The organism is Burkholderia aenigmatica (genome assembly GCF_048627025.1).
Taxonomy (GTDB): domain Bacteria; phylum Pseudomonadota; class Gammaproteobacteria; order Burkholderiales; family Burkholderiaceae; genus Burkholderia; species Burkholderia aenigmatica.
This window is the reverse complement of record NZ_CP184468.1, coordinates 826,965-848,532: the sequence shown is the minus strand read 5'-3', so window position 1 is coordinate 848,532 and position 21,568 is coordinate 826,965. Positions and strand designations below refer to the sequence as shown.

Here is a 21,568-nt window from a genome sequence, read left to right as displayed (position 1 = left end):
TTGGCGAACGATCATGCGCGCGGTTCGCGTGCGGCACAACCGCCGGCGACGGTGCCGCCCTCGCCCGTGACCGTCCGGACCGACGACGGCCCCGTACCGCGCGCCGCCGTGCTCAGGCCGTCTGCCCGAGCCGTTGCGCGAGCGTCTTCAACTTCGGTCCAATCTGCGTCCGGAACACGTCCTCGTCCATCGACGACGCGGGGCCACTGCAGCTCAGAATCAGCCAGCGCCCCTCGCGCGGCTCGCGAAACGGTACGGCCGCCGCGTTGACGTCCATGTGCCACGCCCGGAACGAATAACAGCAACCGCCTGCCGAGAACTCGGCCACCGCGTGCTGCGCGGCGGCGACGAGCGCATCGGCGTCGGCCGCACCGCCCGCCGCTCGATGCAGCTCCGCATAGAGCGCGCGGCGCACGTCCTCCGGCTGCACGGCCAGGTACGCGCGCCCCATCGAGCTCGTCAGCATCGACAGTCGCGAACCGGGCGCGAGCCCGAGCGTCAGCGCGGTCTCGCTGCGGATCGTCTCCAGATAGATCATGTCGAGCCCGTCGCGACAGCCGAGCGACACGGCCGCGCCGATGTCGCGCGCAAGCGCCTGCATGTGCGGCCGCGCGAGGTCGATCGTCCCCGAACCCGACAGCAGCGCGTAGCCGAGCGACAGCACGCCGGCGTCGAGCGCATACTTTCCGAGCGTCTCGTCGTAGCGCAGGTAGCCAAGCACGGTCAGCGTGTAGGCGAGCCGGTTCACGGTCGCCTTCGGCAGCCCCGTGCGCTCCGCGAAGTCGCGGTTGCCGAGCATCGTCTCGCCGGGCCGGAATGCGCGCAGCAGGTCGAGCCCGCGCGCGAGCGCGACGACGAACTTGCGTTCGTCGATCGTGGTTTCGTCGATGGTTGAAAGTGTCATCTGGTGCTACACTGGGTTCGATTTGCAAAACATTGTTCCGCACAGCGGAACTTGAGTCAAGCGAACTTTAGGCATGGGGCCCGAGTAAGCGCTGAAGCGCCAACTCGGGCCGACCGCAAAGCATGGGACCCGAGTAAGCGCTGAAGCGCCAACTCGGGCCGACAGGAGATGAGACGATGAGTGCTGCAACTTTTCATTGGGACGATCCGCTGCTGCTCAACCAGCAACTGACCGAAGAAGAGCGGATGGTGCGCGATGCCGCGCAAGCCTACGCGCAGGACAAGCTCGCGCCGCGCGTCACCGAAGCGTTCCGCCACGAACGTACCGACGCCGAAATCTTCCGCGAGATGGGCGAAGTCGGCCTGCTCGGCCCGACGATTCCCGAGGAATACGGCGGCCCCGGCCTCAATTACGTGAGCTACGGGCTGATCGCCCGCGAAGTCGAGCGTGTCGATTCGGGCTACCGGTCGATGATGTCCGTGCAGTCGTCGCTCGTGATGGTGCCGATCCACGAATTCGGCTCCGACGCGCAGAAGCAGAAATACCTGCCGAAGCTCGCGACCGGCGAATGGATCGGCTGCTTCGGGCTGACCGAGCCGAACCACGGCTCCGATCCGGGCAGCATGGTCACCCGCGCGAAGAAGGTGCCCGGCGGCTACTCGCTGTCCGGCGCGAAGATGTGGATCACGAACTCGCCGATCGCCGACGTGTTCGTCGTGTGGGCGAAGCTGGAAGAAAACGGCAAGGACGCGATTCGCGGCTTCATCCTCGAGAAAGGCTGGAAGGGCCTGTCGGCACCGGCGATCCACGGCAAGGTCGGGCTGCGCGCGTCGATCACCGGCGAGATCGTCCTCGACGAGGTATTCGTCCCGGAAGAGAACCTGATGCCGAACGTGAGCGGCCTGCGCGGCCCGTTCACGTGCCTGAACTCGGCCCGCTACGGGATCGCATGGGGCGCGCTGGGCGCCGCCGAGTCCTGCTGGCACACCGCGCGCCAGTACGTGCTCGACCGCCAGCAGTTCGGCCGGCCGCTCGCCGCGAACCAGCTGATCCAGAAGAAGCTCGCGGACATGCAGACCGAAATCACGCTCGGCCTGCAAGGCGTGCTGCGTCTCGGCCGGATGAAGGACGAAGGCACGGCGGCCGTCGAGATCACGTCGATCATGAAGCGCAACTCGTGCGGCAAGGCACTCGACATCGCCCGGCTCGCGCGCGACATGCTCGGCGGCAACGGCATCTCGGACGAATTCGGCGTCGCACGCCACCTCGTGAACCTCGAAGTGGTCAACACATACGAAGGCACGCACGACATCCACGCGCTGATCCTCGGCCGCGCGCAGACGGGCATCCAGGCGTTCTTCTGATCGTCCGGGTGCGGCGTGCGCGGCAGCCATGCTGCGCACGAGCACGCGCAAAAGACACGGCCCGCCCGGCATGACTGCCGGGCGGGCCGTTTTTTCATCGGAGCCGCGCACCGGGCCGCCGGCCCGGTACCGCGTTCACGCTCAGCCGACGCTTACTTGTTCGGCTGCGGCGTGAGGCGCAGATACGGACGCACTGCGTTGAAGCCCTTCGGGAAGCGCTTCTTCAGCTCTTCCGGATCCTGCAGCGACGGCACGATCACGACGTCGTCGCCATCCTTCCAGTTGCCCGGCGTCGCGACCTTGTAGTTGTCGGTCAGCTGCAGCGAGTCGATCACGCGCAGCACTTCGTCGAAGTTGCGCCCCGTGCTGGCCGGGTACGTGATGGTGAGCCGCACCTTCTTGTTCGGGTCGATCACGAACAGCGAACGCACCGTCAGCGTTTCGTTCGCGTTCGGGTGGATCATGTCGTACAGCTGCGAAACCTTGCGGTCCGCATCGGCGATGATCGGAAAGCCGACGACCGTCGACTGCGTTTCGTTGATGTCGTTGATCCAGCCCTTGTGCGATTCGACACCGTCGACCGACAGCGCGATCACCTTCACGTTGCGCTTCTCGAATTCGCCCTTCAGCTTCGAGGTCAGCCCGAGTTCGGTCGTGCACACCGGCGTGTAATCGGCCGGATGCGAGAACAGGACACCCCAGCTGTCGCCCAGCCAGTCGTGAAACTTGATCGGGCCCAGGCTCGATTCCTGCTCGAAATCCGGTGCGATGTCGCCAAGACGCAGACTCATGATGTTCCCTCCTCGAACGATGCTGGTTGAAACCGCGCCCGGATCGGCGCGGGAAAGTCTGTCAGCTTACGGGAAGCAATGGGTCGTGCGAACGATTATTCCGTTTGATATTCATACTTTTTTGTCATTTTTGCCTGGCGTCGGTGCAGGACGCGCGACCACGCGGGAAACTTTTCACCCCGTTTGCCGCTCTGTTGATGATTACAAGTCGTTTACCATGCGGTCTTGCACGGCCGTCGTGTGTCTTCCCGGCTCGCCAGCAGGCAGGCGTTTCGCTACGATGTGAACCTGCAGCATGACAGCATGAAGGGAGTTGCAATGTCGGAAATCAACAAGGAGAAACTGATGTCGGATATCAAAACCGTTCTCTCGGACGCCGAAGACCTGCTCAAGCAAGCTGCGAGCAGCACGGGCGACCGTGCGGCCGAGCTGCGCGAAAAAGCCATGTCGCGCCTGAAGCAGGCCAAGGAAAAGGCGGCCGACGTCCAGGTCGTGGTGGTCGAAAAAGGCAAGAAGGCCGCACGCGCGACCGACGATTACGTGCACGAGCATCCGTGGACATCGATCGGCGTCGCCGCAGGCGTCGGCGTGCTGATCGGCCTGCTGATCAACCGCAAGTAACGCGCTCCGCGCCGTTTCGTCCCGTTGGCCGCGTCGCGCGGCCTGCGGGCGTCGAAGCCAGCCGGCGGTTTCCGCCGGCCGGCTTTGTCCTAGCTGCACACTGCACGCGCACGCACCTCACCCATGACGACAGACACCACCTCGCAGCCGTCCGGCCAAGGACCGCTGCGCCGCCTCGTCGGCTCCGCGATCGGACTTCTGCAAACGCGCCTCGAACTGGTGAGCATCGAGCTTGCCGAGGAGAAGGAGCGCCTGCTGGGCGTGCTGTTCCTCGGGCTCGCCGCGATGATGCTCGCGACGATGGCACTGATCAGCCTCACCGTGCTTGTCGCGATCGCGTTCTGGGATACCTACCGCTGGCAGTCGCTCGCGGCGATCACCGCGCTGTATGCCGCAAGCGGCATCGTATGCGCACTGAAGGCCCGCTCGGGCCTGCGCAATGCGCCGACCGTATTCGAGGCAACGCTCGCCGAGATCGAGAAAGACCGCGAACTGTTCCGCGGCAAGCCGTGAACGCAATCGCGCTCACCCCTTCCACCTACTTCGCCGACGCGCCATGAGCCAGAACATCACGGGCAATTCACCCCGCTCCCATTCGTCGCGATCGAACTGGAGCGCGTCGCAACATCGCGCGCTCCGCAAGGAACTGCTGATCCTGCGATCCGAAGTCGAGCGGCTCGAACTTGCGGAAGCCGCCGGCGAAATGCGCCAAGCCGTCACGCGCTTCAGCTGGCTCAAGGTGTTCATCCCCGGCCTGTCCAGCAACAAGTTCAGCCAGTCCGCCAAGAACCTGAACGCGAGCCTCGGCCAGCTCGTCAACCAGTATCCGATGCTGAGCTCGCTCGCATCGCTCGTGCTCGCCAAACCCGTTCGCTCGCTGCTGCGAGCGAGCGCGGGGCCCGCGCTGAAGTGGGGCACCCTCGGTTTCGCTGCATGGGAGGTCTACCGGATCTGGAAGCAGTCCCGCAACGAGCGTGGGCTCGACACGCACGACGACTGACCGTCGGCATCCTGCGCGCACGGCCACGCGCCGTGGCGCGCCTTCCATCCGACCTCAACGCACACCCCAGCACGCTGCGACCTGTCCATCGGCGCCATCACTTCGCACATTGCCTTGCGTCCCGTCCGAGCGCAGCGTGAAGGCACCGCACGCGTCGTCGTGCATCGGGCCCGCGTCGAGCGGGATGGCTTCCAGTGCGTAGCTCACCGGCGAATCGTCGCCGTCCGGCCGCCTGAGCGCCAATCGATAGACCGCGCGCCCGTCCGGCGGCGCCTGCGCGAGCGCGTCCGGTAATGCCGAAGGCGGCGCACCGTCCCGCGTTTCGAGATATTGGGCCGCCCGGTACAGCGCGGCGACCGCCGACGCGCGATGAACGCGCACGACATGCTCCCGATACGACGGGATGCTCCATCCGGCCAGTACCGCGACGATCGCGAGCACGATCATCAACTCGATCAGCGTGAATCCCGCCGAACGGTACACCGACGTGCGGCCGTTCATCGAAGCACCGTCGCGACGCGACGCCAGTGTAAGGCGACGATGTGTCCGTCGCGGATCGCGACCTGATGCTGCAGCCAGACGGCGCTCGATGCATGCGCACCGACGCCACGCGCAGTGACGACATAAGCGCGGCCGCCTGCCGGCCCTGCCCCGCGCCATGCTTCGATCAGGCATCGCGGCGGTTGCGCAGCCATCGGCCAGCCGGCGAACGGCGCAAACGCTTCGGCGGCCGCCAGCGCAGGCATGCGCCGCCACGCGTCCGGCTCCGTGTGCGACTCGCGTTCGCTCACGTAGGGCGCGGAACCCCGGCGCAATCGTGCGGTGCACGCAGCAAGCGCGGCATCTGCCGCGTGGAATGCGACCAGCCGATCGGACAACGCACGCGTGCGGCGCGATTCCGTCAGGGCGGCCTCGAACCACGTGCCTGTCAGCGCCGCAACCGCCGCGCCAACCGCGATCACCGCGGGCAAAGCAAGGCCCGCATCGCGATGCCAATCGCGGCTGGCTGACCGCAAGCGTATGCGCGACGCTCGCCGGCTCGTTGTCGGGGCTTCCGCACTTGCAGCCTGCAGCGGCTCGTCGCCGTGCATCGCGATATGCTCATGCGTATCGCCTGCCGCGACGCATCGCAATCTCTTCGCGGTGTACTGCCCGGCTCCGTTCATCGCGGCACCTCGCGTTCATCCGTTGCATCGCGCAACGTATCGTCGACTGCGTGTTCGGCATTCCTCAACGCGACGATGCGATCGAGCGTCAGACGCGCGCGGCCGTCTTGCGCAACGACAGTGCGGCCGTCGCAATCGACGTGTCGCGCCGGCTCGCCCGCCGGTTCGCCGCGCGCACGCACGCAGACGTGCACGACCACGACATTGGGCCAATCGTCGCCCCGCATTGCACCGGCATCGACGAACTGCGTGCCGCCGCGGCGAAGATAGCGCACCCGTAGCTGATCGATTCCCGACACGACCGGTTGCGGCGTACCCGGACGGCCGTTTCCTTCGCAATACAGTTCGGGCTCGCCCGTCGACGGACTGACATGGACGTCGAAGCGGTTCTCCACGGGCGCACGCTCGCCGGACACGCCGACACCCTGCCCGAGGCAATCCGACACCTGGCCGCTTACCGTGGGCCACGTCGACACGGCATCGCCGACATACCGGATCAGCAACGCGTCCGACGCAGCGCGCACGGGCTCGCACCGTACCTGTGCGCCATCGCCCCTCACGCGCGCCATCGAGCAGCCGAACACCGGCGGCAATGACGACACCCCATCCGCATCGAGCGGCCGGAAACCGGCCATCTGGATCTGCTGGCCGATCAGCATCAGTGCCGTGGCGGCTGCATCGCGCATCCGGAACCCGTCGTCCGCGCGCCGCTGCGCGACGCGCTGCGCGTGGTACAACGCACCGGCCGCGACGAGCACGAGCAGACCGACGGTCATCGCAATCAACACTTCAAGCAACGTATGTGCGCGCATGCGGCGATCAGCGTTCATCGGCGTCGGCCTCCCGATACGGAATCCGGACGCATGACGGCGGCTGCACCGACCTGCCCGCCGCTTCGCATCGCGGCCCGGTAGCCGCATTGCCGCCGCGCCAGCCGACAACCGCGTAGCGGACGCCATCCGGCCCGTCACCGCGCGTCATCGCGCCGCCGGGCAGCGACGCCGCAGCCCGCGCCGCGAGGCCATCGTCGGCTCCGGCGGCTACGTGCAAGCGCTCGATACGCGCATCGGCCAGCCACAGCGCGCGTTCGCGCCAGATCGTCGCGCGCTGCGCACGCGCCATCGCAAGCTGGCTGCCCGCTACGGCCAGCATCACGGTCGCAAGCAGCGCGATGGCCAGCATCGCTTCGATCAGCGACGTGCCGCGCATGGCGTTGCGCATGATGCTCACGCCGCATCGCAACGGCCGGCGACAACCCGCGCCCGGCCGCCTGCCGCGATCCGCACGCAACGCGATACTCGTGCGTCGCCAGCCCCCGGCCCGTCGCGTCGCGGACGCAATTCGAAACGCCGGATGCCACCGATCGCCTGACCGACCGGCGGTGCGAACGCGAGATCGTGCGCGGCGCCCGCGACGGCCACTTCGGCATCGTGCGGATAGCGCCGCAGCACGCGCGACTGCCCGTCGACCTGCCCGCTGACGATCCAGTCACACGACCATTCGGCCGGATCGCATCGCTCACCGGCACGCAGGCAGGTGCCGCCGCTCCCGGCCCGGCACAGCGTGACGCGCACGCCGAGACGCGTCGCCTCGGTGCGCGCAAACGACAGCGCGCCGAGCAACGCGCGCGAGCGCGCATCCACGCGTTCGCGCATGCGCCACTGGTCGAACGCGGGTGCCGCATAGAGCGCGAGCCCGGCCGCCAGCGAGATGGCGACCATCAGCTCGACGAGCGTGAACCCGCCCGAGCGTTGCATCACATATTTCGGGGGTTGAGCGTGCAGTGCCATCGCAGTCGTCCTTCGCCGGGGTGATGCGACGACTGTAGCGACGTGTGCGGACGCGCACCATTTGCCGAATGGCCGACTGGTGGCATGCGATCGCGACCGACACAATCGGCGCGAACTGACCCAACGGAGAAGACGATGAACGGACGCAGCGCGTCAGCGCTTACGCGGAGTCTTGGCGGGAGAGGCGCGACGGAACTCTTCGATCACGTCGGCAAATTCGGAAACGTCCTCGAACCGGCGATACACCGATGCGAAGCGGACATAAGCAATCGTATCGAGGCCGCGCAACTCGTTCATCACGAGTTCGCCGAGCTTCTCGCTACGCACTTCGCGCTCGCCTGTCGCGAGCAGTTGATACTCGATGCGGGCGACCGCCGCGTCGATCGCGTCGGCAGCAACCGGCCGCTTGCGCAGCGCGAGTTGCATGCTGGCGACGATCTTGCGACGGTCGAATTCCGTGCGGCTGCCGTCCTTCTTCACGACGAACGGCAGGGACAGCTCAACCCGCTCGTACGTCGTGAAGCGCTTGTCGCAAGCCGAGCAGCGACGGCGCCGCCGGATCGCGGCGCCATCTTCGGACACGCGCGAGTCCACGACCTGCGTGTCGTCATGCCGGCAGAACGGGCAGCGCATCGTCGATCAGCGATAGACCGGGAAACGCTTGGTCAGCTCGGCGACCTGCGCGCGCACGCGCTCGATCGTCGCTGCATCTTCCGGATTGTCCAGCACGTCCGCGATCAGGTTGCCCACCTGTTCCGCTTCCGCCGGACCGAAGCCGCGCGTCGTCATTGCCGGCGAACCCAGGCGCACGCCGCTCGTCACGAACGGCTTTTCCGGATCGTTCGGGATCGCGTTCTTGTTCACCGTGATGTGCGCCGCGCCCAGTGCCGCTTCCGCTGCCTTGCCGGTGATGTTCTTTGCGCGCAGGTCGACCAGCATCACGTGGCTTTCCGTACGGCCCGACACGATCCGCAGACCGCGCTTCACCAGCGTTTCCGCCAGCACGCGTGCGTTCTCGACCACCTTCTCCTGGTATGCCTTGAACTCCGGCGACAGCGCTTCCTTGAACGCCACCGCCTTGCCCGCGATCACGTGCATCAGCGGGCCACCCTGGATCCCCGGGAAGATCGCCGAGTTGATCGGCTTCTCGTACTCGGCCTTCATCAGGATCACGCCGCCGCGCGGGCCGCGCAGGCTCTTGTGCGTCGTCGTCGTCACGAAGTCCGCGTGCGGCACCGGGTTCGGGTACACGCCCGCTGCGATCAGGCCCGCGTAGTGGGCCATGTCGACCATCAGGTACGCACCGACCGACTTCGCGATCTTCGCCAGACGCTCGAAGTCGATCTTCAGCGAGAACGCCGATGCGCCCGCGACGATCAGCTTCGGCTTGTGTTCCTGCGCGAGCTGCTCGGCCGCGTCGTAATCGATGTCTTCGTTCTCGTTCAGGCCGTAGCTCACCACGTTGAACCACTTGCCCGACATGTTCACCGGCGAACCGTGCGTCAGGTGGCCGCCGTGCGCGAGGCTCATGCCCATGATCGTGTCGCCCGGCTTGAGCATCGCGAAGAACACGCCCTGGTTCGCCTGCGAACCCGAGTTCGGCTGCACGTTCGCCGCTTCCGCGCCGAACAGCTGCTTCACGCGGTCGATCGCCAGTTGCTCGACGACATCGACGTATTCGCAGCCGCCGTAGTAGCGCTTGCCCGGATAACCTTCCGCGTACTTGTTCGTGAGTTGCGAACCCTGCGCAGCCATCACGGCCGGGCTCGTGTAGTTTTCCGACGCGATCAGCTCGATGTGATCTTCCTGGCGACGGTTTTCCTGCTCGATCGCGGCAAAGATTTCGGGATCGACGTTCGCGATGGTGCTTTGGGCTCTGTCAAACATACGGTTTCCGTTAAGTGTGTACAGGTTGACCGGAGCGGCCGAGTACGGTGCGCTGCTGGCGGGACCAGCTCGACGTGGCGGAAGAATCCGTATGACGCGAGGCAGGACAGCCACCGGCGATGCACGCGACGGCATACAACGGCTGCCCAGGCGAACGGCAAAAACGGCGCCCCGCGCTTCACGGTGGGATGCTCCACCTTGAACCCGAAGGGTTCTATCGCCAGTCACGCGGGGGTGATGAGCGCGTTAGTGTATTGGATGCGTCATGAATAGGCAACCGCACGGCGGTGCGCCGGAAGAAATTGGGGCCAGACTCTACGCGCCCGTGCCGGAACGCTTTGCCGCCTTGCCGCGGTGCGGCAATCTCAGTAGGCTTGCGGGATACCACCCGCTATTTTGTCATCGACCAGGAGCAGCAATGATCGTGTTCGTCACAGGCGCGTCCGCCGGCTTCGGCGCCGCCATCGCCCGTGCCTTCGTCAAGGGAGGCCACCGCGTCGTCGCGACCGCGCGCCGCAAGGATCGCCTCGATGCGCTCGCCGCCGAACTCGGCGATTCCCTGCTGCCGCTCGAGCTCGACGTACGCGACCGCGCGGCCGTCGAGGCCGTGCCGGCCGCCCTTCCCGCCGAATTCGCGGCACTCGACGTGCTCGTCAACAACGCCGGCCTCGCGCTCGGCGTCGAGCCGGCCCACAAGGCCAGCCTCGACGAATGGCACACGATGATCGATACGAACTGCGCAGGCCTCGTCACGGTCACGCATGCGCTGCTGCCCGGCATGGTCGACCGCGGTCGCGGTCACATCTTCAATATCGGCTCGGTCGCGGGTTCGTACCCTTATGCGGGCGGCAACGTCTACGGCGCGACCAAGGCTTTCGTCAGACAATTCAGCCTGAACCTGCGCGCCGACCTGCTCGGCACGCCGCTGCGCGTCACCGACATCGAGCCGGGCCTGTGCGGCGGCACCGAGTTCTCGAACATCCGCTATCGCGGCGACGACGCAAAAGCGGCAAACGTCTACAACAATGTCCAGCCGCTGATGCCCGAGGACATCGCCGACACGATCTACTGGATCGCGACGCGCCCGGCGCACGTCAACGTCAACACGATCGAGCTGATGCCGATCGCGCAAGCACCCGGCGGCCCAACCGTCCACCGCGGCTGAAGTCACGCGGGCCCGGCCCCCTCGGGCCGGCCCGCAGTGTGCTACGGCATACTACATTCCGTTACGAATCGGTTACGAATCAGGCTCTTGCCTTCCGGTAGAATGCGCGCCATGACCCAGCCTACCCGCTCCCCGGAAGCGCCCTCCGGCTTCATCTGGCCGGTGCGCGTGTACTACGAGGATACCGACGCAGGCGGCATCGTCTTCTATGCCAACTACCTGAAGTTCTTCGAACGCGCCCGCACCGAGTGGCTGCGCGCGTGCGGCATCGACCAGCGTCAGCTCGCCGACGATACCGACGCGATCTTCGTCGTCCGCAGCACGTCGCTTGACTACCGCGCGCCGGCGCGACTCGACGATACCCTGGCGATCACGAGCCGGCCCGGACGCATCGGCCGCGCATCGGTGGAATTCACGCAGGAAGCCTGGTGCGGAGACACGCTGCTCGTGGCCGGACACATCCGTCTCGGCTGCGTCGACCGTACCGGCATCCGGCCCGCGGCCATCCCGCCGGCCGTGCTCGACGCGCTGCAGCGCGGGCCCGTCATCGACGACGGGCACACTGCACTGTCAACGAAGCTCGCATGAGCGCCGTTTAGACAAAGCCTATGAACTTGCCTTTCTGATTCGATACTAAGCAAGGTTCGGCGTCAGGCATGGCCGGCGCGCCGCGCCGCACGCATACCGGGCGCCCCGAAGGGACGTTACTCAAACCTCTATGAACACTTCTCAAGACCTGTCGATCATTTCCCTCGTCCTCAATGCGAGCGTGCTGGCCCAGGCCGTGATGGGGCTGCTGCTGCTGCTGTCGCTGATGTCGTGGACCTTCATCTTCCGCAAGTGGTTTGCGATCCGCCGCGCACGCGCGCAGACCGAACGCTTCGAGAAGGATTTCTGGTCGGGCGGCGACCTGCAGGCGCTGTACCAGAGCGCAGCCAACAACCGCCACACGATCGGCGCGCTCGAGCGGATCTTCGAATCGGGCATGCGCGAGTTCCTGAAGGCGAAGGAAAAGCGCATCAGCGATCCGGGCCTCGTGCTCGACGGTGCACGCCGCGCAATGCGCGCGTCGTTCCAGCGTGAAATGGACGTGCTCGAAGCGAACCTCGCGTTCCTCGCGTCGGTCGGCTCGGTCAGCCCGTACATCGGTCTGTTCGGCACGGTCTGGGGGATCATGAACTCGTTCCGCGGCCTCGCGAACGTGCAGCAAGCCACGCTCGCGAACGTCGCACCGGGCATCGCCGAGGCGCTCGTCGCCACCGCGATCGGCCTGTTCGCCGCGATTCCGGCGGTGGTCGCGTACAACCGCTACGCACACGACATCGACCGCCTCGCGATCCGCTTCGAGACCTTCATCGAAGAGTTCTCGAACATCCTGCAGCGTCAGGCCCAGTAAGGAGCGCGCCATGGCAGGAAGTCCCATCCGATCCAGCATGCGCGGCGGCCGCTCGCGCCGCGCAATGGCCGACATCAACGTCGTGCCGTACATCGACGTGATGCTGGTGCTGCTCGTGATCTTCATGGTCACCGCACCGCTCGTCGCCCCGTCGATCATCAACCTGCCGACCGTCGGCAACGCCGCGCCGCAGGAACAGACGCCGCCCGTCGTCGTCAACATCAAGGCCGATCGCACGATGAGCGTCAAGTACAAGGGCGACTCGGGCGCAACCCAGGAAGACACGATGACGAAGGCCGAGCTCGACAGCTTCATCGCAGCCCGGCAGGCTGACCATCCCGACCAGCCGGTCGTGATCGCGGCCGACAAGACCGTGCAGTACGATGCAGTCATGACCGTGATGTCCGATCTGAAGGCGCGCGGCGTCAAGCGCGTCGGCCTCCTCGTCAAATCGCAATGAACCGGCAGCAATCCACGCGCAGCTCCGCCTACCCGCCTCAGCCTCCCCGCGAGCGCGGCACCTGGCGCGCCTTCGCGCTCGCCGCGCTGATGCACGTGCTGCTCGCGCTGTTTCTCTATCACGGCGTGCAGTGGCAGAACAGCACGCCGGCCGGCGCCGAAGCCGAGCTGTGGACCGAGGTGCCCGATGTCCCCGCACCGCGGCCCGTTGTCACACCCGCGCCGCCGGTGAAGGTCGCGCCGCCCCCTCCCCCGGTGCGCGACGAGCAGGCCGATATCGCGCTGCAGCAGAAGAAGCGGCAGCAGGAAGCGGCCGCGCGTGAAGCGCTGCTCGAGCAGCAGCGCCGCGCGCAGCAACTGAAGGCCCAGCAGGAAGAGGAAACCCGGCGTGCGCAACTCGCGGCGCAGCAGGCAGCGGCACTCGCCGCGCAGAAGGCCGCGGAACGCGACCGGCAGAAGCAGGCCGACAAGCTCAAGCAACAGCAGCTCGCCGAACAGCAGAAGCTCGAACAGCAGAAACTCCAGCAACAGAAGCAGGCGCAGCTCGAAGCGCAGCAAGCGGCGAAGGCGAAGGCCGACGCGGCCGCGAAGGCAAAGGCGGAAGCCCAGGCCAAGGCGAAGGCCGAAGCCACGGCGCGCGCGAAGGCCAGCGCGGCGGCGAACGCCAAGCTCGACCGCGAGCGCAGCGCGCGTCTCGCGCAGATGCAGGGCCTGTCCGGCGCCGGTGAAGGCGGCGGCGAAGGCCTCGCGAAAAGTGGCACGGGCACGGGCTCCGGCGGCAATGCCGCGACGCCCGGCTATGCCGACAAGGTGCGCCGCCGCGTCAAACCGAACATCGTTTGGGGCGGCGAGCGAGCAGGCCTGACCACCGTCGTCAAGATTCGGTGCACGCCGTCCGGTGACGTATTGAGCGCATCGGTTTCCCGCTCAAGCGGGAATTCGGGGTGGGATCAAGCCGTGGTCAATGCGATCCACGCATCGGTCCCGTTGCCGCCCGATTCTAACGGTCGTACCCCGTCGGACATTACGATTACCTTCAAGGCGGCGGAGTGAAAAGAAATGCGCTTACACTCCGGGCGTCGCTGTCGGACGGGAACGAATCGGGTATTTTTACTGTCTCTGCCGTTGCGCAGCGATCCAAGTCATACGGGAAGCAAGAAGCATGAGTTTGATGACAAAGCTAGGTTTCAGGGCACTCGTGGCCTCGTGTCTGATTACGGCGGGCAGCGCCGCTAACGCCCAGGTCAACGTGCTGATCACCGGTGTCGGGTCGACCCAGTTCCCCATCGCCACCGCGAATTTCGCGAACGAGGCGAACCTGCCGCAGCAGGTCACGTCGATCGTCCGCGCCGACCTCGCCCGCAGCGGCAAATTCACCAACATCGACGCCGGCAGCACGCCGGTGCCGGAGAGCGCCTCGGTCGATCTCGGCGCATGGAAGGCCAAGGGCGCCAATGCGTTCGTCGCCGGCAGCGTGAACCGCGAGGCGAACGGCCAGTACAAGGTCAACTTCATCCTGTACGACACCGTGAAGCAGCAAAGCCTCGGCGGCCTGTCGCTGACGGCCACCGACACCACGCTGCGCACGGCCGGCCACAAGATCGCCGACTACATCTACCAGAAGCTGCTGGGCGTGCGCGGCGTGTTCGCCACGCGCCTGTCGTACGTGATCAAGACCGGTAACCGCTACCAGCTGCAGATCTCGGATTCGGACGGCCAGAACGCGCGCATCGCGCTGTCGAGCACCGAACCGATCATCTCGCCGTCGTGGTCGCCGAGCGGCACGAAGGTCGCGTACGTGTCGTTCGAGCGCAAGAAGCCGATCGTCTACATCCACGACCTGCCGACCGGCCGCCGCTACATCGTCTCCGACCAGAAGGGCAACAACAGCGCACCGGCCTGGTCGCCGGACAGCAACACGCTGGCCGTCGCACTGTCGCTGACGGGCAATACGCAAATCTATACGGTCAACTCGACGGGCGGCGGCCTGCGCCGCCTCACGCAGAGCAGCTCGATCGACACCGAGCCGTTCTACTCGCCGGACGGTCGCTGGATCTACTTCACGAGCGATCGCGGCGGCGCGCCGCAGATCTACCGGATGCCCGCCCAGGGTGAAAGCGCCGGTGCCGCGCAGCGCGTGACCTTCACGGGCAGCTACAACACGAGTCCGCGCATCAGCCCGGACGGCAAGCTGCTCGCTTACATCTCCCGCACGGGTGGGGGCTTCAAGCTGTACGTTCAGGATCTGCAGTCCGGCGCGGCGAACGCCATCACGAATACGAATCGCGACGAATCGCCGAGCTTCGCGGCAAACGGCCAGTACCTTCTGTACGCTACCCAGTCGGGTGGTCGCAATGTTCTGGCAGCAGTGCCCTCCGACGGCAGCGCGCCGCCGCAAATCCTGTCCGTCCAGGGCGGCTCCGTTCGTGAGCCGTCGTGGGGGCCCTTCATGCAATGACCACAAGGAGAGTAACCATGATGTCGAATAAAGCTCGTCTGGCCCTGGCCGTGATGATGATCAGCGCGCTCGCAGCGTGTAAGTCGGGCGTGAAGCTCGACGACAAGGCGAATGCCGGCGGTGCGGTGAGCACGCAGCCGAGCGCCGACAACGTCGCGCAAGTGAACGTCGATCCGCTGAACGACCCGAACAGCCCGCTCGCGAAGCGCAGCATCTACTTCGACTTCGACAGCTATTCGGTGAAGGACGAGTACCAGCCGCTGATGCAGCAGCACGCTCAGTACCTGAAGAGCCACCCGCAGCGCCACGTGCTGATCCAGGGCAACACCGACGAACGCGGCACGAGCGAGTACAACCTCGCGCTGGGCCAGAAGCGTGCGGAAGCCGTCCGCCGTGCGATGGCACTGCTCGGCGTGAACGATTCGCAAATGGAAGCCGTGAGCCTCGGCAAGGAAAAGCCGCAGGCATCGGGTCACGACGAAGCATCGTGGGCGCAGAACCGTCGCGCCGACCTCGTCTACCAACAGTAAGTAACGGAAGAATCGCCGCATGACGCACCGTGTATCCCTGCTGCGCGTTGCCGCAGCATTCTGCGTCGCCGGCGCGGCGTGGTCGGCCGCGCCGGCGCACGCCGGCGTGTTCGATGACAACGAAGCGCGCCGCGCCGTGCTCGATCTGCGCAGCAAAACCGACAACCTGGCGAGCCAGCTGTCGGCCGCCCAGCGTACGATCCTCGATCAATCCGGCCGTCTCGACCAGCTGAACCAGCAGGTCGCGACGCTGCGCGGCGAGAACGAGGATCTGACGAACCGGCTGACGACGCTCGAGCGGCAGCAGAAGGAGTACTACCAGGATCTCGACACGCGACTCAAGAAGTTCGAGCCGCAGCAGACGACGATCGATGGTGTCGAAGGCACCGTGCAGCCGGGTGAAACGGATGCGCTCAGTGCGGCGCAGCAGCAGTTCCGCAACGGCAACTTCAAGGCGGCGGCGGCTTCGTTCCGTGCGTTCATCGCGAAGTATCCGCAGAGCCCCTACCAGCCGACCGCGCAGTACTGGTACGGCAATGCGCAGTACGCACTGCGCGACTACCGTGGTTCGACCGCAACGTGGCAAGGGATCGTCAGCAAGTTCCCGCAGCATCCGCGCGCAGCGGACGCCCTCGTGGCAATCGGCACGAACCAGCTGGAGCAAGGGCAGAAGGCTGCCGCGAAGAAGACGTTCGAGCAGGTCGTCTCGCAGTACGCCGGGTCGAACGCTGCGCAGACGGCGCAGGGCAAGCTTGAGACGATCAAATAATTATCGCGGCGGGTTGTTGACAGTCCAGCATTCCGTCGCTATAATCTTTTGCTCTTTGGGTCGTTTCAGAAGTTGTTGAAGCAACGAGCCAAACAGGTTTCAAGAACGTGGGGTGGTAACTCAGTTGGTTAGAGTATCTGACTTTTAATCAGAGAGTCGAGGGTTCGAGTCCCTCCCACCCTACCAACTATCTTTGATAGTGCAAATTAAAGCCTCCCAAGCGGAGGCTTTTTTGCGTCTGTCGCCTGCCGGGTCGAGCGCGCAATCCCGATGGCGCTCGCGACGCACTCAGTCGCGCCCGGCTTCCGATTCCGGTCGAAGCGATTTTCCCGTCAATCCTGCGTAAAGAAATGCGATCGTGAAAGCGATCAAGATGATCGACTCGAGCCAGGTGTTCGTGAACGTATCGACTTCTGCACTGGTTAGCGGCCTGGCCGGGTCATAGCGAACCGGAACCGTGTCACCGACCTCCACCGTCACGAAGCTCCCCGGAAACGATACGCGCTCGCCGCTGTTCGTCACGAACTCGATCAGCGGGTGATGCTCGCCGTGGGTCAACCGGACCACCGTTCCCTGCACGGCAACGGACGACCCGATGAAAGAGAAACGTTCGTCGATCGATGTCGCGCTGCACATCGCCGCGACCACGCCGATCGCCAGCGCAAAGTAATTGAACCTCCCGGTCTTGTCGGCCATCCTGTTTCCCCTGTATCGATCCGCTCACGCCTCCCCCGCCCGCGTATCAGCGCACGCTCACGTCGCGCAGCACCGCACCATATCCGGCGTACAGATTGCCGCCAGGCAGCAACTGCCGCTGCGCGAGCTGCCGATGCACAACCGGCAGGTTATGGAACGGCATCCGCGTGAACAGGTGATGTTCGATATGAAAATGAATCGCGTGCGGGCCGAACAGGAACGTCTGCCACGAACGCCGGACGATCGTGCGCGCGTTGCGGCTCTGATCGGCACACGCGGGCAGCCCCGCGTGCTCGAAGATCGCGCGCACCTGTCCGGCGAGCGGCAGCAGCGTGACGGATGGCACGATCCACAACGTGACGTACAACAGCGGATGTCCGGCCAATGCGAGCGCACCGAACAGCGCACCATTGCCGGCCAGCATCGACGCGACTTCCCACGCGACTTCCCACGCGGCATACGCACGCGACTTCGCGACCTTCGGCAACGCATGCGCAAACTCGCCGCGCGCGAGTTTCACGACGCTCGTCACGTAGCCGATCCCGCACGCGTACGCGAGCAGGCGGCCGATCAGTCGCCCGCGTGATACCGGATAGTCGCGTACCCCAAAGAGCAGCGCGACCGGATCGTCCGACTGCATCGGTGCGCGATGGTGCTTCAGATGGCCTGCACGATACGTGCGCAGCGACAGCCACAGCGGGCCGGCCGCGAACAGTTGGCCCAGCGCATCGTTGGCGCGCCGGTTCCGTGCCAGCAACCCGTGCGAGCCTTCGTGCATCATGACCGCAAGCGCAAGCTGGCTGCGCGCGATCACGATCGCGGCCAACACGTACACGAGCGGATGCGGAAACGCGATCGCCACCGCGAACGCAGCGGCAATCATCAACCAGTCGCCTGCCAGCGCCGCACCGACGCGCAACGCGCTCACGCGATACAGCGCGGGCTCGGGCACGAACCGCGCAAGCTCGGCCTCCGGCCCGGCAAGGTGAGCGCGGGTATCCGTCACGCGAACCTCCCGCGCAGCGAGCGCCGTTCGACCCACAGCGCACTGGCCACCGCAAGCGCCACGCCGCCCAGCACATCGGCAACCGTATGCTGCTTGAGCGTCAGCGTCGACGTGCAGATCAGCAGGCCGATCGCCACCGTCACGTTCCGCCGCCGGTCCGCCAGCATCCGGCAGGCAAGACACGTCACCGCGACATGCAGGCTCGGAAAGCCGTTGGCCGCGAGATCGAGCTGCCACATGCGCGCGAGACGGTGGCGCACGAACACGTTGCCGATCTCCGCGACGTCGGGCCGCGGCACGGCTTCCGGAAACAGCAGGAAGCACACGACACCGAACACGAACGCGATCAGCACGGCCTCCTTGAACGCGGCGAACGCGGGCGGCCGCGCATACGCGGCAAGCGCAATCACGAACGGAAAGAAGCCGACGTAGACGAACCACGACCACGCGATGAACGGGATCCGCGCATCGATCGCCGTGGCAAACACGTAGCGCGGCGAGACGCCGCGCTCCAGCAGAAAGAAGATCGCGAGGCCGGCTGCCATGCCGAACGTCGCGGCCAGCATCTGCCGGATATCGGGCCGGCGATCGTCACGAAACGACAGCGAATTCATCGCGGTGCCGGCGCCTCGCATCGCGTATCCGCATCGGCCACCTGCGCACGCGCACGCAGTGCGAGGAGGCGCGACGTCCACGCTTCCACCCGCGCTCGCGCATGCTCGTGGCCGGCGATCGTTCCTGCCTGCGTGCCGGGATCGCGCATCAGTTCGGCGGCGGCCTGCCCGACTTCCCGCCGGAACGCGACCGCATCGCCGCGCCACGTGACGACACGGTGCACGAGGTGCAGCCGCGCGGCGCGCGCGGCGTTGCTCGCCTGCTCGGGCTGATCGGACTGCACGAGCAGGATCGGGCGGCGATACACGCGCGCGATCGACAACGCAGCCATGCCGGGTGCCGACACGATCAACGGTGCATGGGCAGCGCGCGTCGCCCAGTCGGCGTCGACGCCGGTCCAGCCGTCGTGCCCGGCATAGCCCTCGCCCACACGGTACGTGGCGAGCCCCGCGTCGCGCATGCCGGCCGACAACGCGTCGGCGAGCGCGATATCGCGGAAGTGCGGATTCAGATAGACGGCTGCGGCAGCCGGTTCCGAAGCCGGACGCTCAGCGACGACCGGCACCGGCGTCGGCAGCCGGCAATGGAGGTGCGATCGCTGCGCATCGTCGGCGGCGTCATACGCAAAATCGTGCTCGATGCAGCACCGCGCCGAATCGATCTGCCAGTCGACGATCCGTGCGAACGCACGCGCCAGGGCGCGCGGCAGCCGCGCATCGAAATTCGCGGTCAACGCGCGGCGCAGGCTGCCGCCATACACGTGGACGACGCGGCGCCGCCAGCCCGGCATCGCGCCCATGAACAGCAGCGCCGGATGAAACGAGTCGTTGATCACGAGATCGGCATCGCGCGCGATTGCACGCAGCCGCGCGATGTCGCGCAGCATGCGCGTCGGCCTGAACACGTAGTGCGCGACATTGCGATCGGTCGCATCGCGCAACATGTTCTGCCAGTCGTCGAACTGCACCGCGTAGTGACGCGACAGCACGGTCGCATCGATGCCGAACGCAGCCAGGAATGCCTGCCCCGCATCGGACGTCGTCAGCACGTCGACCCGCGCGCCGGCCGCGCGCAACGCATGCACCAGCAGTTGCGCGCGCATCAGGTGACCGCGCGCGTCGGCCGTCGCCAGGTAGACGATCCGCGGCATCATGCGCGCGGACGAAGCGACTGGATCCATCCGGCCGCGACCATCGCCAGCGCACCCGTCACGCCGAAACCGGCTTCGATCGCGCGGATCTCGTTCAGCAACACGGCGAGATGCGCGGCCTCGGACGGTGCAACGAGACGCCGCAGCGTATCCGCGCAGAGCCTGACGTGCCGCGTCTCGTCGGCGAGCACGCGCGAAAGCAGCGGATACAGCGGGTGCGCATCGCCGATCGTGTCGCAGTGGCGCGCGAGCACGCGCATCGCCATCTGTTCCGCGCAGAGCCCCGTCGCATAGGCCGGCACGAGCACGCCTTGCGCGAAATGCGACGCATGGCGCTGCGCGAGCCGGCGCCATCGCATGATCTTGCGCCGGCTCAGCCAGTCGGGCTCGTGCGGCGCGGTCGACGGCGCGACGCCGCGCACCCGCAGCGCATCGGCGAACGCGGCCGCGTGGCGGCGCTCGTCCGCGAGATGCTGCTCGATGCGCGGCGCGAGCCAGTCCGGCGGCTGTCCGGTCCAGTCCTCGTGCAACGCGCACTCGGTCGCCTCCTCGCCGATCAGGTACATGCGCAGCACCCAGCGCTCGCCATGTGTGCTGCGATGAAGCTGCCGGATCGCCGCCCGCTTGAGCCGATCGACGAGGAACGCACGCACCCGCGCCGCGCCGCGCGGCACGGGCGCATCGAGGCAGTCGAAGCACGCGTCGTGCGCCGCCTGCGGCGACGCCGGCAGTTCGCCTGCCGCGCTCATGCCGGCACGCCCGGTACGGACGCGGATTTCGTCGCGGATGCCGCAGCGGCGGCCGGATCGCGACGCCATCCAAGGATCAGGCCGATGAAGCTTTCCTGCATGAACGCATGGGCGGACGCCGTCGCACCCGCGAATGCCTCCTCGCGGCCGTTCACGCGCAGGTAGCCGTTGCCGTCGCGTGCGCCGAATTCGATCCGGTCGCTCTTCCTGAAGCCGCGCGCGCGCATGTCCGTCACGAGCGCGCTGCCGTCGAGGCCGAACAGGTACAGCTCGCGCTGTGCGACCCACACCGGAATGTGATTGCTCAATGCGTCGAAACGAATCGCCCACGTGCCGGACGCGAGTGCGCGATCGACGTCGGCATCGTGCGGCGCGTTCGACGTGAAGCTCGCACGCGCGACCGACTTCGTCAGGCCGCCGACGCCGAGCGCGACCGTGATGTCGTCCGCGGACGGCTGCTTCGGATCGGTCGCACGCACCTTCACGAGATGCCGGGCGAGCCGCGATGCAAGCGACGGATGCGCGAACAGCGCCAGCGTTTCGTCCGGCGTGAGCACGTCGCGCTCGCCCTCGCCCTCCTTCACCCGCACGCGATATGGATCGATCCGGACATCGGTGAACGTGCCGTGCACGGGCGCATGGACGTACACGTCGCGGTCCCATTTCGCGCCGTCGCGACGCAACAGCACGTGCACGCTCAGCGGCACGCGTCGGCCCTCGCCGTCGACGCCCGTGCCCTGCAGCAGCACGTCGCCGAGCACGTCCTTCGTGCGGCGCGTCGCATCGCTCGAGAAGACGATCGCGTGCGCATCGGCATCGATGCGCGCGTGAACGTCGGGCGCATCGAGCGCGACGCGGTTGCAGTCCGTCGCGGCCGCGTTTGCGAACGGGCAGCCGCTTTGCGACGCGAAGTGGTAAATCCCGCGCCCAGTGTGATCGACCGGCGCGGCATGGACGCCGGCGCTGGCGGCAAACAGGGCGAGGCAGGCGACACGGGTGGCGAGGAAGGACATGATCGTTGTCGGAATGGATGCCGGGGGGCGGCGTGTCAT

Annotated in this window: 27 protein-coding genes, 1 tRNA gene and 1 riboswitch; of the genes, 13 read left to right on the top strand and 15 right to left on the bottom strand. The window is 66.5% G+C overall.

Annotated elements, in window-relative coordinates; genetic code table 11:
• Positions 1-112: 112 nt before the first annotated feature.
• Positions 113-904: an IclR family transcriptional regulator gene (locus tag ACN8ZM_RS04005; protein WP_043189403.1), complete on the bottom strand. Its 792-nt coding sequence runs from the start codon at positions 902-904 to the stop codon at positions 113-115.
• Positions 905-1,080: 176 nt separating this feature from the next.
• Here ACN8ZM_RS04005 and ACN8ZM_RS04000 point away from each other — a divergent pair, with 176 nt between their 5' ends.
• Positions 1,081-2,268, top strand: a complete 1,188-nt coding sequence (locus ACN8ZM_RS04000) for an acyl-CoA dehydrogenase (protein WP_043189404.1) — start codon at positions 1,081-1,083, stop codon at positions 2,266-2,268.
• Between the two features lie 152 nt (positions 2,269-2,420).
• Here the strand turns inward: ACN8ZM_RS04000 and ACN8ZM_RS03995 are convergent, their stop codons facing one another.
• Positions 2,421-3,059 carry a peroxiredoxin gene (locus tag ACN8ZM_RS03995; RefSeq protein WP_043189406.1) on the bottom strand — a complete coding sequence of 213 codons (639 nt, stop codon included), beginning with the start codon at positions 3,057-3,059 and terminating at the stop codon, positions 2,421-2,423.
• Positions 3,060-3,377: 318 nt separating this feature from the next.
• On the opposite strand from ACN8ZM_RS03995, the gene ACN8ZM_RS03990 reads away from it, so the two are divergent.
• From ACN8ZM_RS03990 to ACN8ZM_RS03980, 3 genes are all read left to right on the top strand, one after another.
• Positions 3,378-3,680 (top strand): DUF883 family protein, encoded by a 303-nt coding sequence (locus ACN8ZM_RS03990; RefSeq protein WP_006494044.1) that lies wholly within the window; start codon positions 3,378-3,380, stop codon positions 3,678-3,680.
• Positions 3,681-3,803: 123 nt separating this feature from the next.
• The gene (locus ACN8ZM_RS03985; protein WP_420210595.1) at positions 3,804-4,193 is read left to right on the top strand and encodes a phage holin family protein; all 390 of its coding nucleotides are present in this window, start codon (positions 3,804-3,806) and stop codon (positions 4,191-4,193) included.
• Between the two features lie 43 nt (positions 4,194-4,236).
• Positions 4,237-4,680, top strand: a complete 444-nt coding sequence (locus ACN8ZM_RS03980) for a DUF3318 domain-containing protein (RefSeq protein ID WP_043189413.1) — start codon at positions 4,237-4,239, stop codon at positions 4,678-4,680.
• A 54-nt stretch (positions 4,681-4,734) separates the two neighbouring features.
• Here ACN8ZM_RS03980 and ACN8ZM_RS03975 read toward each other — a convergent pair whose 3' ends face one another.
• From ACN8ZM_RS03975 to glyA, 7 genes are all read right to left on the bottom strand, one after another.
• Positions 4,735-5,181, bottom strand: coding sequence for a type IV pilin protein (locus ACN8ZM_RS03975; protein ID WP_420210594.1), 447 nt, complete (start codon positions 5,179-5,181; stop codon positions 4,735-4,737).
• A complete protein-coding gene (locus ACN8ZM_RS03970; protein WP_420210977.1) occupies positions 5,178-5,639 on the bottom strand; it encodes a hypothetical protein in 462 nt (153 codons plus the stop codon). The genes ACN8ZM_RS03975 and ACN8ZM_RS03970 overlap by 4 nt, the downstream gene beginning before the upstream one ends.
• Before the next feature lie 203 nt (positions 5,640-5,842).
• Positions 5,843-6,676 carry a PilW family protein gene (locus tag ACN8ZM_RS03965; protein WP_420210593.1) on the bottom strand — a complete coding sequence of 278 codons (834 nt, stop codon included), beginning with the start codon at positions 6,674-6,676 and terminating at the stop codon, positions 5,843-5,845.
• On the bottom strand, positions 6,666-7,067 hold the full coding sequence (locus ACN8ZM_RS03960) for a type IV pilus modification PilV family protein (protein WP_420210592.1): 402 nt from the start codon (positions 7,065-7,067) through the stop codon (positions 6,666-6,668). The genes ACN8ZM_RS03965 and ACN8ZM_RS03960 overlap by 11 nt, the downstream gene beginning before the upstream one ends.
• 5 nt (positions 7,068-7,072) lie before the next feature.
• Positions 7,073-7,636 carry a GspH/FimT family pseudopilin gene (locus tag ACN8ZM_RS03955; RefSeq protein WP_420210591.1) on the bottom strand — a complete coding sequence of 188 codons (564 nt, stop codon included), beginning with the start codon at positions 7,634-7,636 and terminating at the stop codon, positions 7,073-7,075.
• Positions 7,637-7,789: 153 nt separating this feature from the next.
• Positions 7,790-8,269, bottom strand: coding sequence for a transcriptional regulator NrdR (gene nrdR / locus ACN8ZM_RS03950; RefSeq protein ID WP_006476792.1), 480 nt, complete (start codon positions 8,267-8,269; stop codon positions 7,790-7,792).
• A 6-nt stretch (positions 8,270-8,275) separates the two neighbouring features.
• Positions 8,276-9,523 (bottom strand): serine hydroxymethyltransferase, encoded by a 1,248-nt coding sequence (glyA, locus tag ACN8ZM_RS03945; protein ID WP_420210590.1) that lies wholly within the window; start codon positions 9,521-9,523, stop codon positions 8,276-8,278.
• Between the two features lie 137 nt (positions 9,524-9,660).
• A riboswitch (ZMP/ZTP riboswitch) is annotated at positions 9,661-9,761 on the bottom strand.
• Positions 9,762-9,941: 180 nt separating this feature from the next.
• Between glyA and ACN8ZM_RS03940 the strand changes: the two genes are divergently transcribed.
• The 9 genes from ACN8ZM_RS03940 to ACN8ZM_RS03900 all read left to right on the top strand — a co-directional run bounded on the left by ACN8ZM_RS03940 (position 9,942) and on the right by ACN8ZM_RS03900 (position 16,486).
• Entirely contained in the window at positions 9,942-10,688 is a 747-nt protein-coding gene (locus ACN8ZM_RS03940; RefSeq protein ID WP_043189421.1) for an SDR family NAD(P)-dependent oxidoreductase, read from the top strand.
• Positions 10,689-10,790: 102 nt separating this feature from the next.
• On the top strand, positions 10,791-11,276 hold the full coding sequence (ybgC, locus tag ACN8ZM_RS03935) for a tol-pal system-associated acyl-CoA thioesterase (protein WP_089449982.1): 486 nt from the start codon (positions 10,791-10,793) through the stop codon (positions 11,274-11,276).
• A gap of 130 nt (positions 11,277-11,406) precedes the next feature.
• Complete coding sequence (gene tolQ / locus ACN8ZM_RS03930; protein WP_021157170.1) at positions 11,407-12,084, top strand: protein TolQ; 678 nt, start codon at positions 11,407-11,409, stop codon at positions 12,082-12,084.
• A 10-nt stretch (positions 12,085-12,094) separates the two neighbouring features.
• Positions 12,095-12,544 (top strand): protein TolR, encoded by a 450-nt coding sequence (gene tolR, locus ACN8ZM_RS03925; RefSeq protein WP_031399575.1) that lies wholly within the window; start codon positions 12,095-12,097, stop codon positions 12,542-12,544.
• A complete protein-coding gene (gene tolA, locus ACN8ZM_RS03920; RefSeq protein WP_089449981.1) occupies positions 12,541-13,596 on the top strand; it encodes a cell envelope integrity protein TolA in 1,056 nt (351 codons plus the stop codon). The genes tolR and tolA overlap by 4 nt, the downstream gene beginning before the upstream one ends.
• A 109-nt stretch (positions 13,597-13,705) precedes the next feature.
• Positions 13,706-15,001, top strand: a complete 1,296-nt coding sequence (tolB, locus tag ACN8ZM_RS03915) for a Tol-Pal system beta propeller repeat protein TolB (protein WP_043189432.1) — start codon at positions 13,706-13,708, stop codon at positions 14,999-15,001.
• A 17-nt stretch (positions 15,002-15,018) separates the two neighbouring features.
• Complete coding sequence (gene pal / locus ACN8ZM_RS03910) at positions 15,019-15,531, top strand: peptidoglycan-associated lipoprotein Pal (protein ID WP_043189435.1); 513 nt, start codon at positions 15,019-15,021, stop codon at positions 15,529-15,531.
• 19 nt (positions 15,532-15,550) lie between these two features.
• Positions 15,551-16,300 carry a tol-pal system protein YbgF gene (gene ybgF / locus ACN8ZM_RS03905; RefSeq protein ID WP_420210589.1) on the top strand — a complete coding sequence of 250 codons (750 nt, stop codon included), beginning with the start codon at positions 15,551-15,553 and terminating at the stop codon, positions 16,298-16,300.
• Between the two features lie 109 nt (positions 16,301-16,409).
• Positions 16,410-16,486 (top strand) — tRNA-Lys (locus ACN8ZM_RS03900).
• Between the two features lie 102 nt (positions 16,487-16,588).
• Here the strand turns inward: ACN8ZM_RS03900 and ACN8ZM_RS03895 are convergent.
• The 6 genes from ACN8ZM_RS03895 to ACN8ZM_RS03870 are packed head-to-tail and all read right to left on the bottom strand — an operon-like array spanning position 16,589 to position 21,529.
• Positions 16,589-16,996, bottom strand: a complete 408-nt coding sequence (locus ACN8ZM_RS03895; protein ID WP_051890344.1) for a DUF3592 domain-containing protein — start codon at positions 16,994-16,996, stop codon at positions 16,589-16,591.
• A gap of 46 nt (positions 16,997-17,042) precedes the next feature.
• On the bottom strand, positions 17,043-18,002 hold the full coding sequence (locus ACN8ZM_RS03890; protein WP_420210588.1) for a fatty acid desaturase family protein: 960 nt from the start codon (positions 18,000-18,002) through the stop codon (positions 17,043-17,045).
• Positions 17,999-18,637, bottom strand: coding sequence for a phosphatase PAP2 family protein (locus ACN8ZM_RS03885; protein WP_420210587.1), 639 nt, complete (start codon positions 18,635-18,637; stop codon positions 17,999-18,001). Before ACN8ZM_RS03885 ends, ACN8ZM_RS03890 begins: the two co-directional genes overlap by 4 nt.
• Positions 18,613-19,770, bottom strand: coding sequence for a hypothetical protein (locus tag ACN8ZM_RS03880; RefSeq protein WP_420210976.1), 1,158 nt, complete (start codon positions 19,768-19,770; stop codon positions 18,613-18,615). Before ACN8ZM_RS03880 ends, ACN8ZM_RS03885 begins: the two co-directional genes overlap by 25 nt.
• Entirely contained in the window at positions 19,767-20,516 is a 750-nt protein-coding gene (locus ACN8ZM_RS03875; RefSeq protein WP_420210586.1) for a hypothetical protein, read from the bottom strand. Before ACN8ZM_RS03875 ends, ACN8ZM_RS03880 begins: the two co-directional genes overlap by 4 nt.
• A complete protein-coding gene (locus ACN8ZM_RS03870; RefSeq protein ID WP_420210585.1) occupies positions 20,513-21,529 on the bottom strand; it encodes a hypothetical protein in 1,017 nt (338 codons plus the stop codon). Before ACN8ZM_RS03870 ends, ACN8ZM_RS03875 begins: the two co-directional genes overlap by 4 nt.
• Positions 21,530-21,568 lie beyond the last annotated feature (39 nt).

Excerpts from the sequence above, each read along its gene's own strand:
- ACN8ZM_RS03980 (WP_043189413.1), top strand. The coding sequence starts at position 4,237 with ATGAGCCAGAACATCACGGGCAATTCACCCCGCTCCCATTCGTCGCGA.
- ACN8ZM_RS03995 (WP_043189406.1), bottom strand. The coding sequence starts at position 3,059 with ATGAGTCTGCGTCTTGGCGACATCGCACCGGATTTCGAGCAGGAATCG.
- ACN8ZM_RS03885 (WP_420210587.1), bottom strand. The coding sequence starts at position 18,637 with ATGCGAGGCGCCGGCACCGCGATGAATTCGCTGTCGTTTCGTGACGAT.
- ACN8ZM_RS04000 (WP_043189404.1), top strand. The coding sequence starts at position 1,081 with ATGAGTGCTGCAACTTTTCATTGGGACGATCCGCTGCTGCTCAACCAG.
- ACN8ZM_RS03870 (WP_420210585.1), bottom strand. The coding sequence starts at position 21,529 with ATGTCCTTCCTCGCCACCCGTGTCGCCTGCCTCGCCCTGTTTGCCGCC.
- tolB (WP_043189432.1), top strand. The coding sequence starts at position 13,706 with ATGAGTTTGATGACAAAGCTAGGTTTCAGGGCACTCGTGGCCTCGTGT.
- nrdR (WP_006476792.1), bottom strand. The coding sequence starts at position 8,269 with ATGCGCTGCCCGTTCTGCCGGCATGACGACACGCAGGTCGTGGACTCG.
- ACN8ZM_RS03960 (WP_420210592.1), bottom strand. The coding sequence starts at position 7,067 with ATGCGCAACGCCATGCGCGGCACGTCGCTGATCGAAGCGATGCTGGCC.
- ACN8ZM_RS03940 (WP_043189421.1), top strand. The coding sequence starts at position 9,942 with ATGATCGTGTTCGTCACAGGCGCGTCCGCCGGCTTCGGCGCCGCCATC.
- glyA (WP_420210590.1), bottom strand. The coding sequence starts at position 9,523 with ATGTTTGACAGAGCCCAAAGCACCATCGCGAACGTCGATCCCGAAATC.
- ACN8ZM_RS03875 (WP_420210586.1), bottom strand. The coding sequence starts at position 20,516 with ATGAGCGCGGCAGGCGAACTGCCGGCGTCGCCGCAGGCGGCGCACGAC.
- tolR (WP_031399575.1), top strand. The coding sequence starts at position 12,095 with ATGGCAGGAAGTCCCATCCGATCCAGCATGCGCGGCGGCCGCTCGCGC.
- ACN8ZM_RS03955 (WP_420210591.1), bottom strand. The coding sequence starts at position 7,636 with ATGGCACTGCACGCTCAACCCCCGAAATATGTGATGCAACGCTCGGGC.
- tolQ (WP_021157170.1), top strand. The coding sequence starts at position 11,407 with ATGAACACTTCTCAAGACCTGTCGATCATTTCCCTCGTCCTCAATGCG.
- ACN8ZM_RS04005 (WP_043189403.1), bottom strand. The coding sequence starts at position 904 with ATGACACTTTCAACCATCGACGAAACCACGATCGACGAACGCAAGTTC.
- ACN8ZM_RS03975 (WP_420210594.1), bottom strand. The coding sequence starts at position 5,181 with ATGAACGGCCGCACGTCGGTGTACCGTTCGGCGGGATTCACGCTGATC.
- ybgF (WP_420210589.1), top strand. The coding sequence starts at position 15,551 with ATGACGCACCGTGTATCCCTGCTGCGCGTTGCCGCAGCATTCTGCGTC.
- ybgC (WP_089449982.1), top strand. The coding sequence starts at position 10,791 with ATGCGCGCCATGACCCAGCCTACCCGCTCCCCGGAAGCGCCCTCCGGC.
- ACN8ZM_RS03895 (WP_051890344.1), bottom strand. The coding sequence starts at position 16,996 with ATGGCCGACAAGACCGGGAGGTTCAATTACTTTGCGCTGGCGATCGGC.
- ACN8ZM_RS03965 (WP_420210593.1), bottom strand. The coding sequence starts at position 6,676 with ATGAACGCTGATCGCCGCATGCGCGCACATACGTTGCTTGAAGTGTTG.
- ACN8ZM_RS03985 (WP_420210595.1), top strand. The coding sequence starts at position 3,804 with ATGACGACAGACACCACCTCGCAGCCGTCCGGCCAAGGACCGCTGCGC.
- pal (WP_043189435.1), top strand. The coding sequence starts at position 15,019 with ATGATGTCGAATAAAGCTCGTCTGGCCCTGGCCGTGATGATGATCAGC.
- ACN8ZM_RS03990 (WP_006494044.1), top strand. The coding sequence starts at position 3,378 with ATGTCGGAAATCAACAAGGAGAAACTGATGTCGGATATCAAAACCGTT.
- tolA (WP_089449981.1), top strand. The coding sequence starts at position 12,541 with ATGAACCGGCAGCAATCCACGCGCAGCTCCGCCTACCCGCCTCAGCCT.
- ACN8ZM_RS03880 (WP_420210976.1), bottom strand. The coding sequence starts at position 19,770 with ATGATGCCGCGGATCGTCTACCTGGCGACGGCCGACGCGCGCGGTCAC.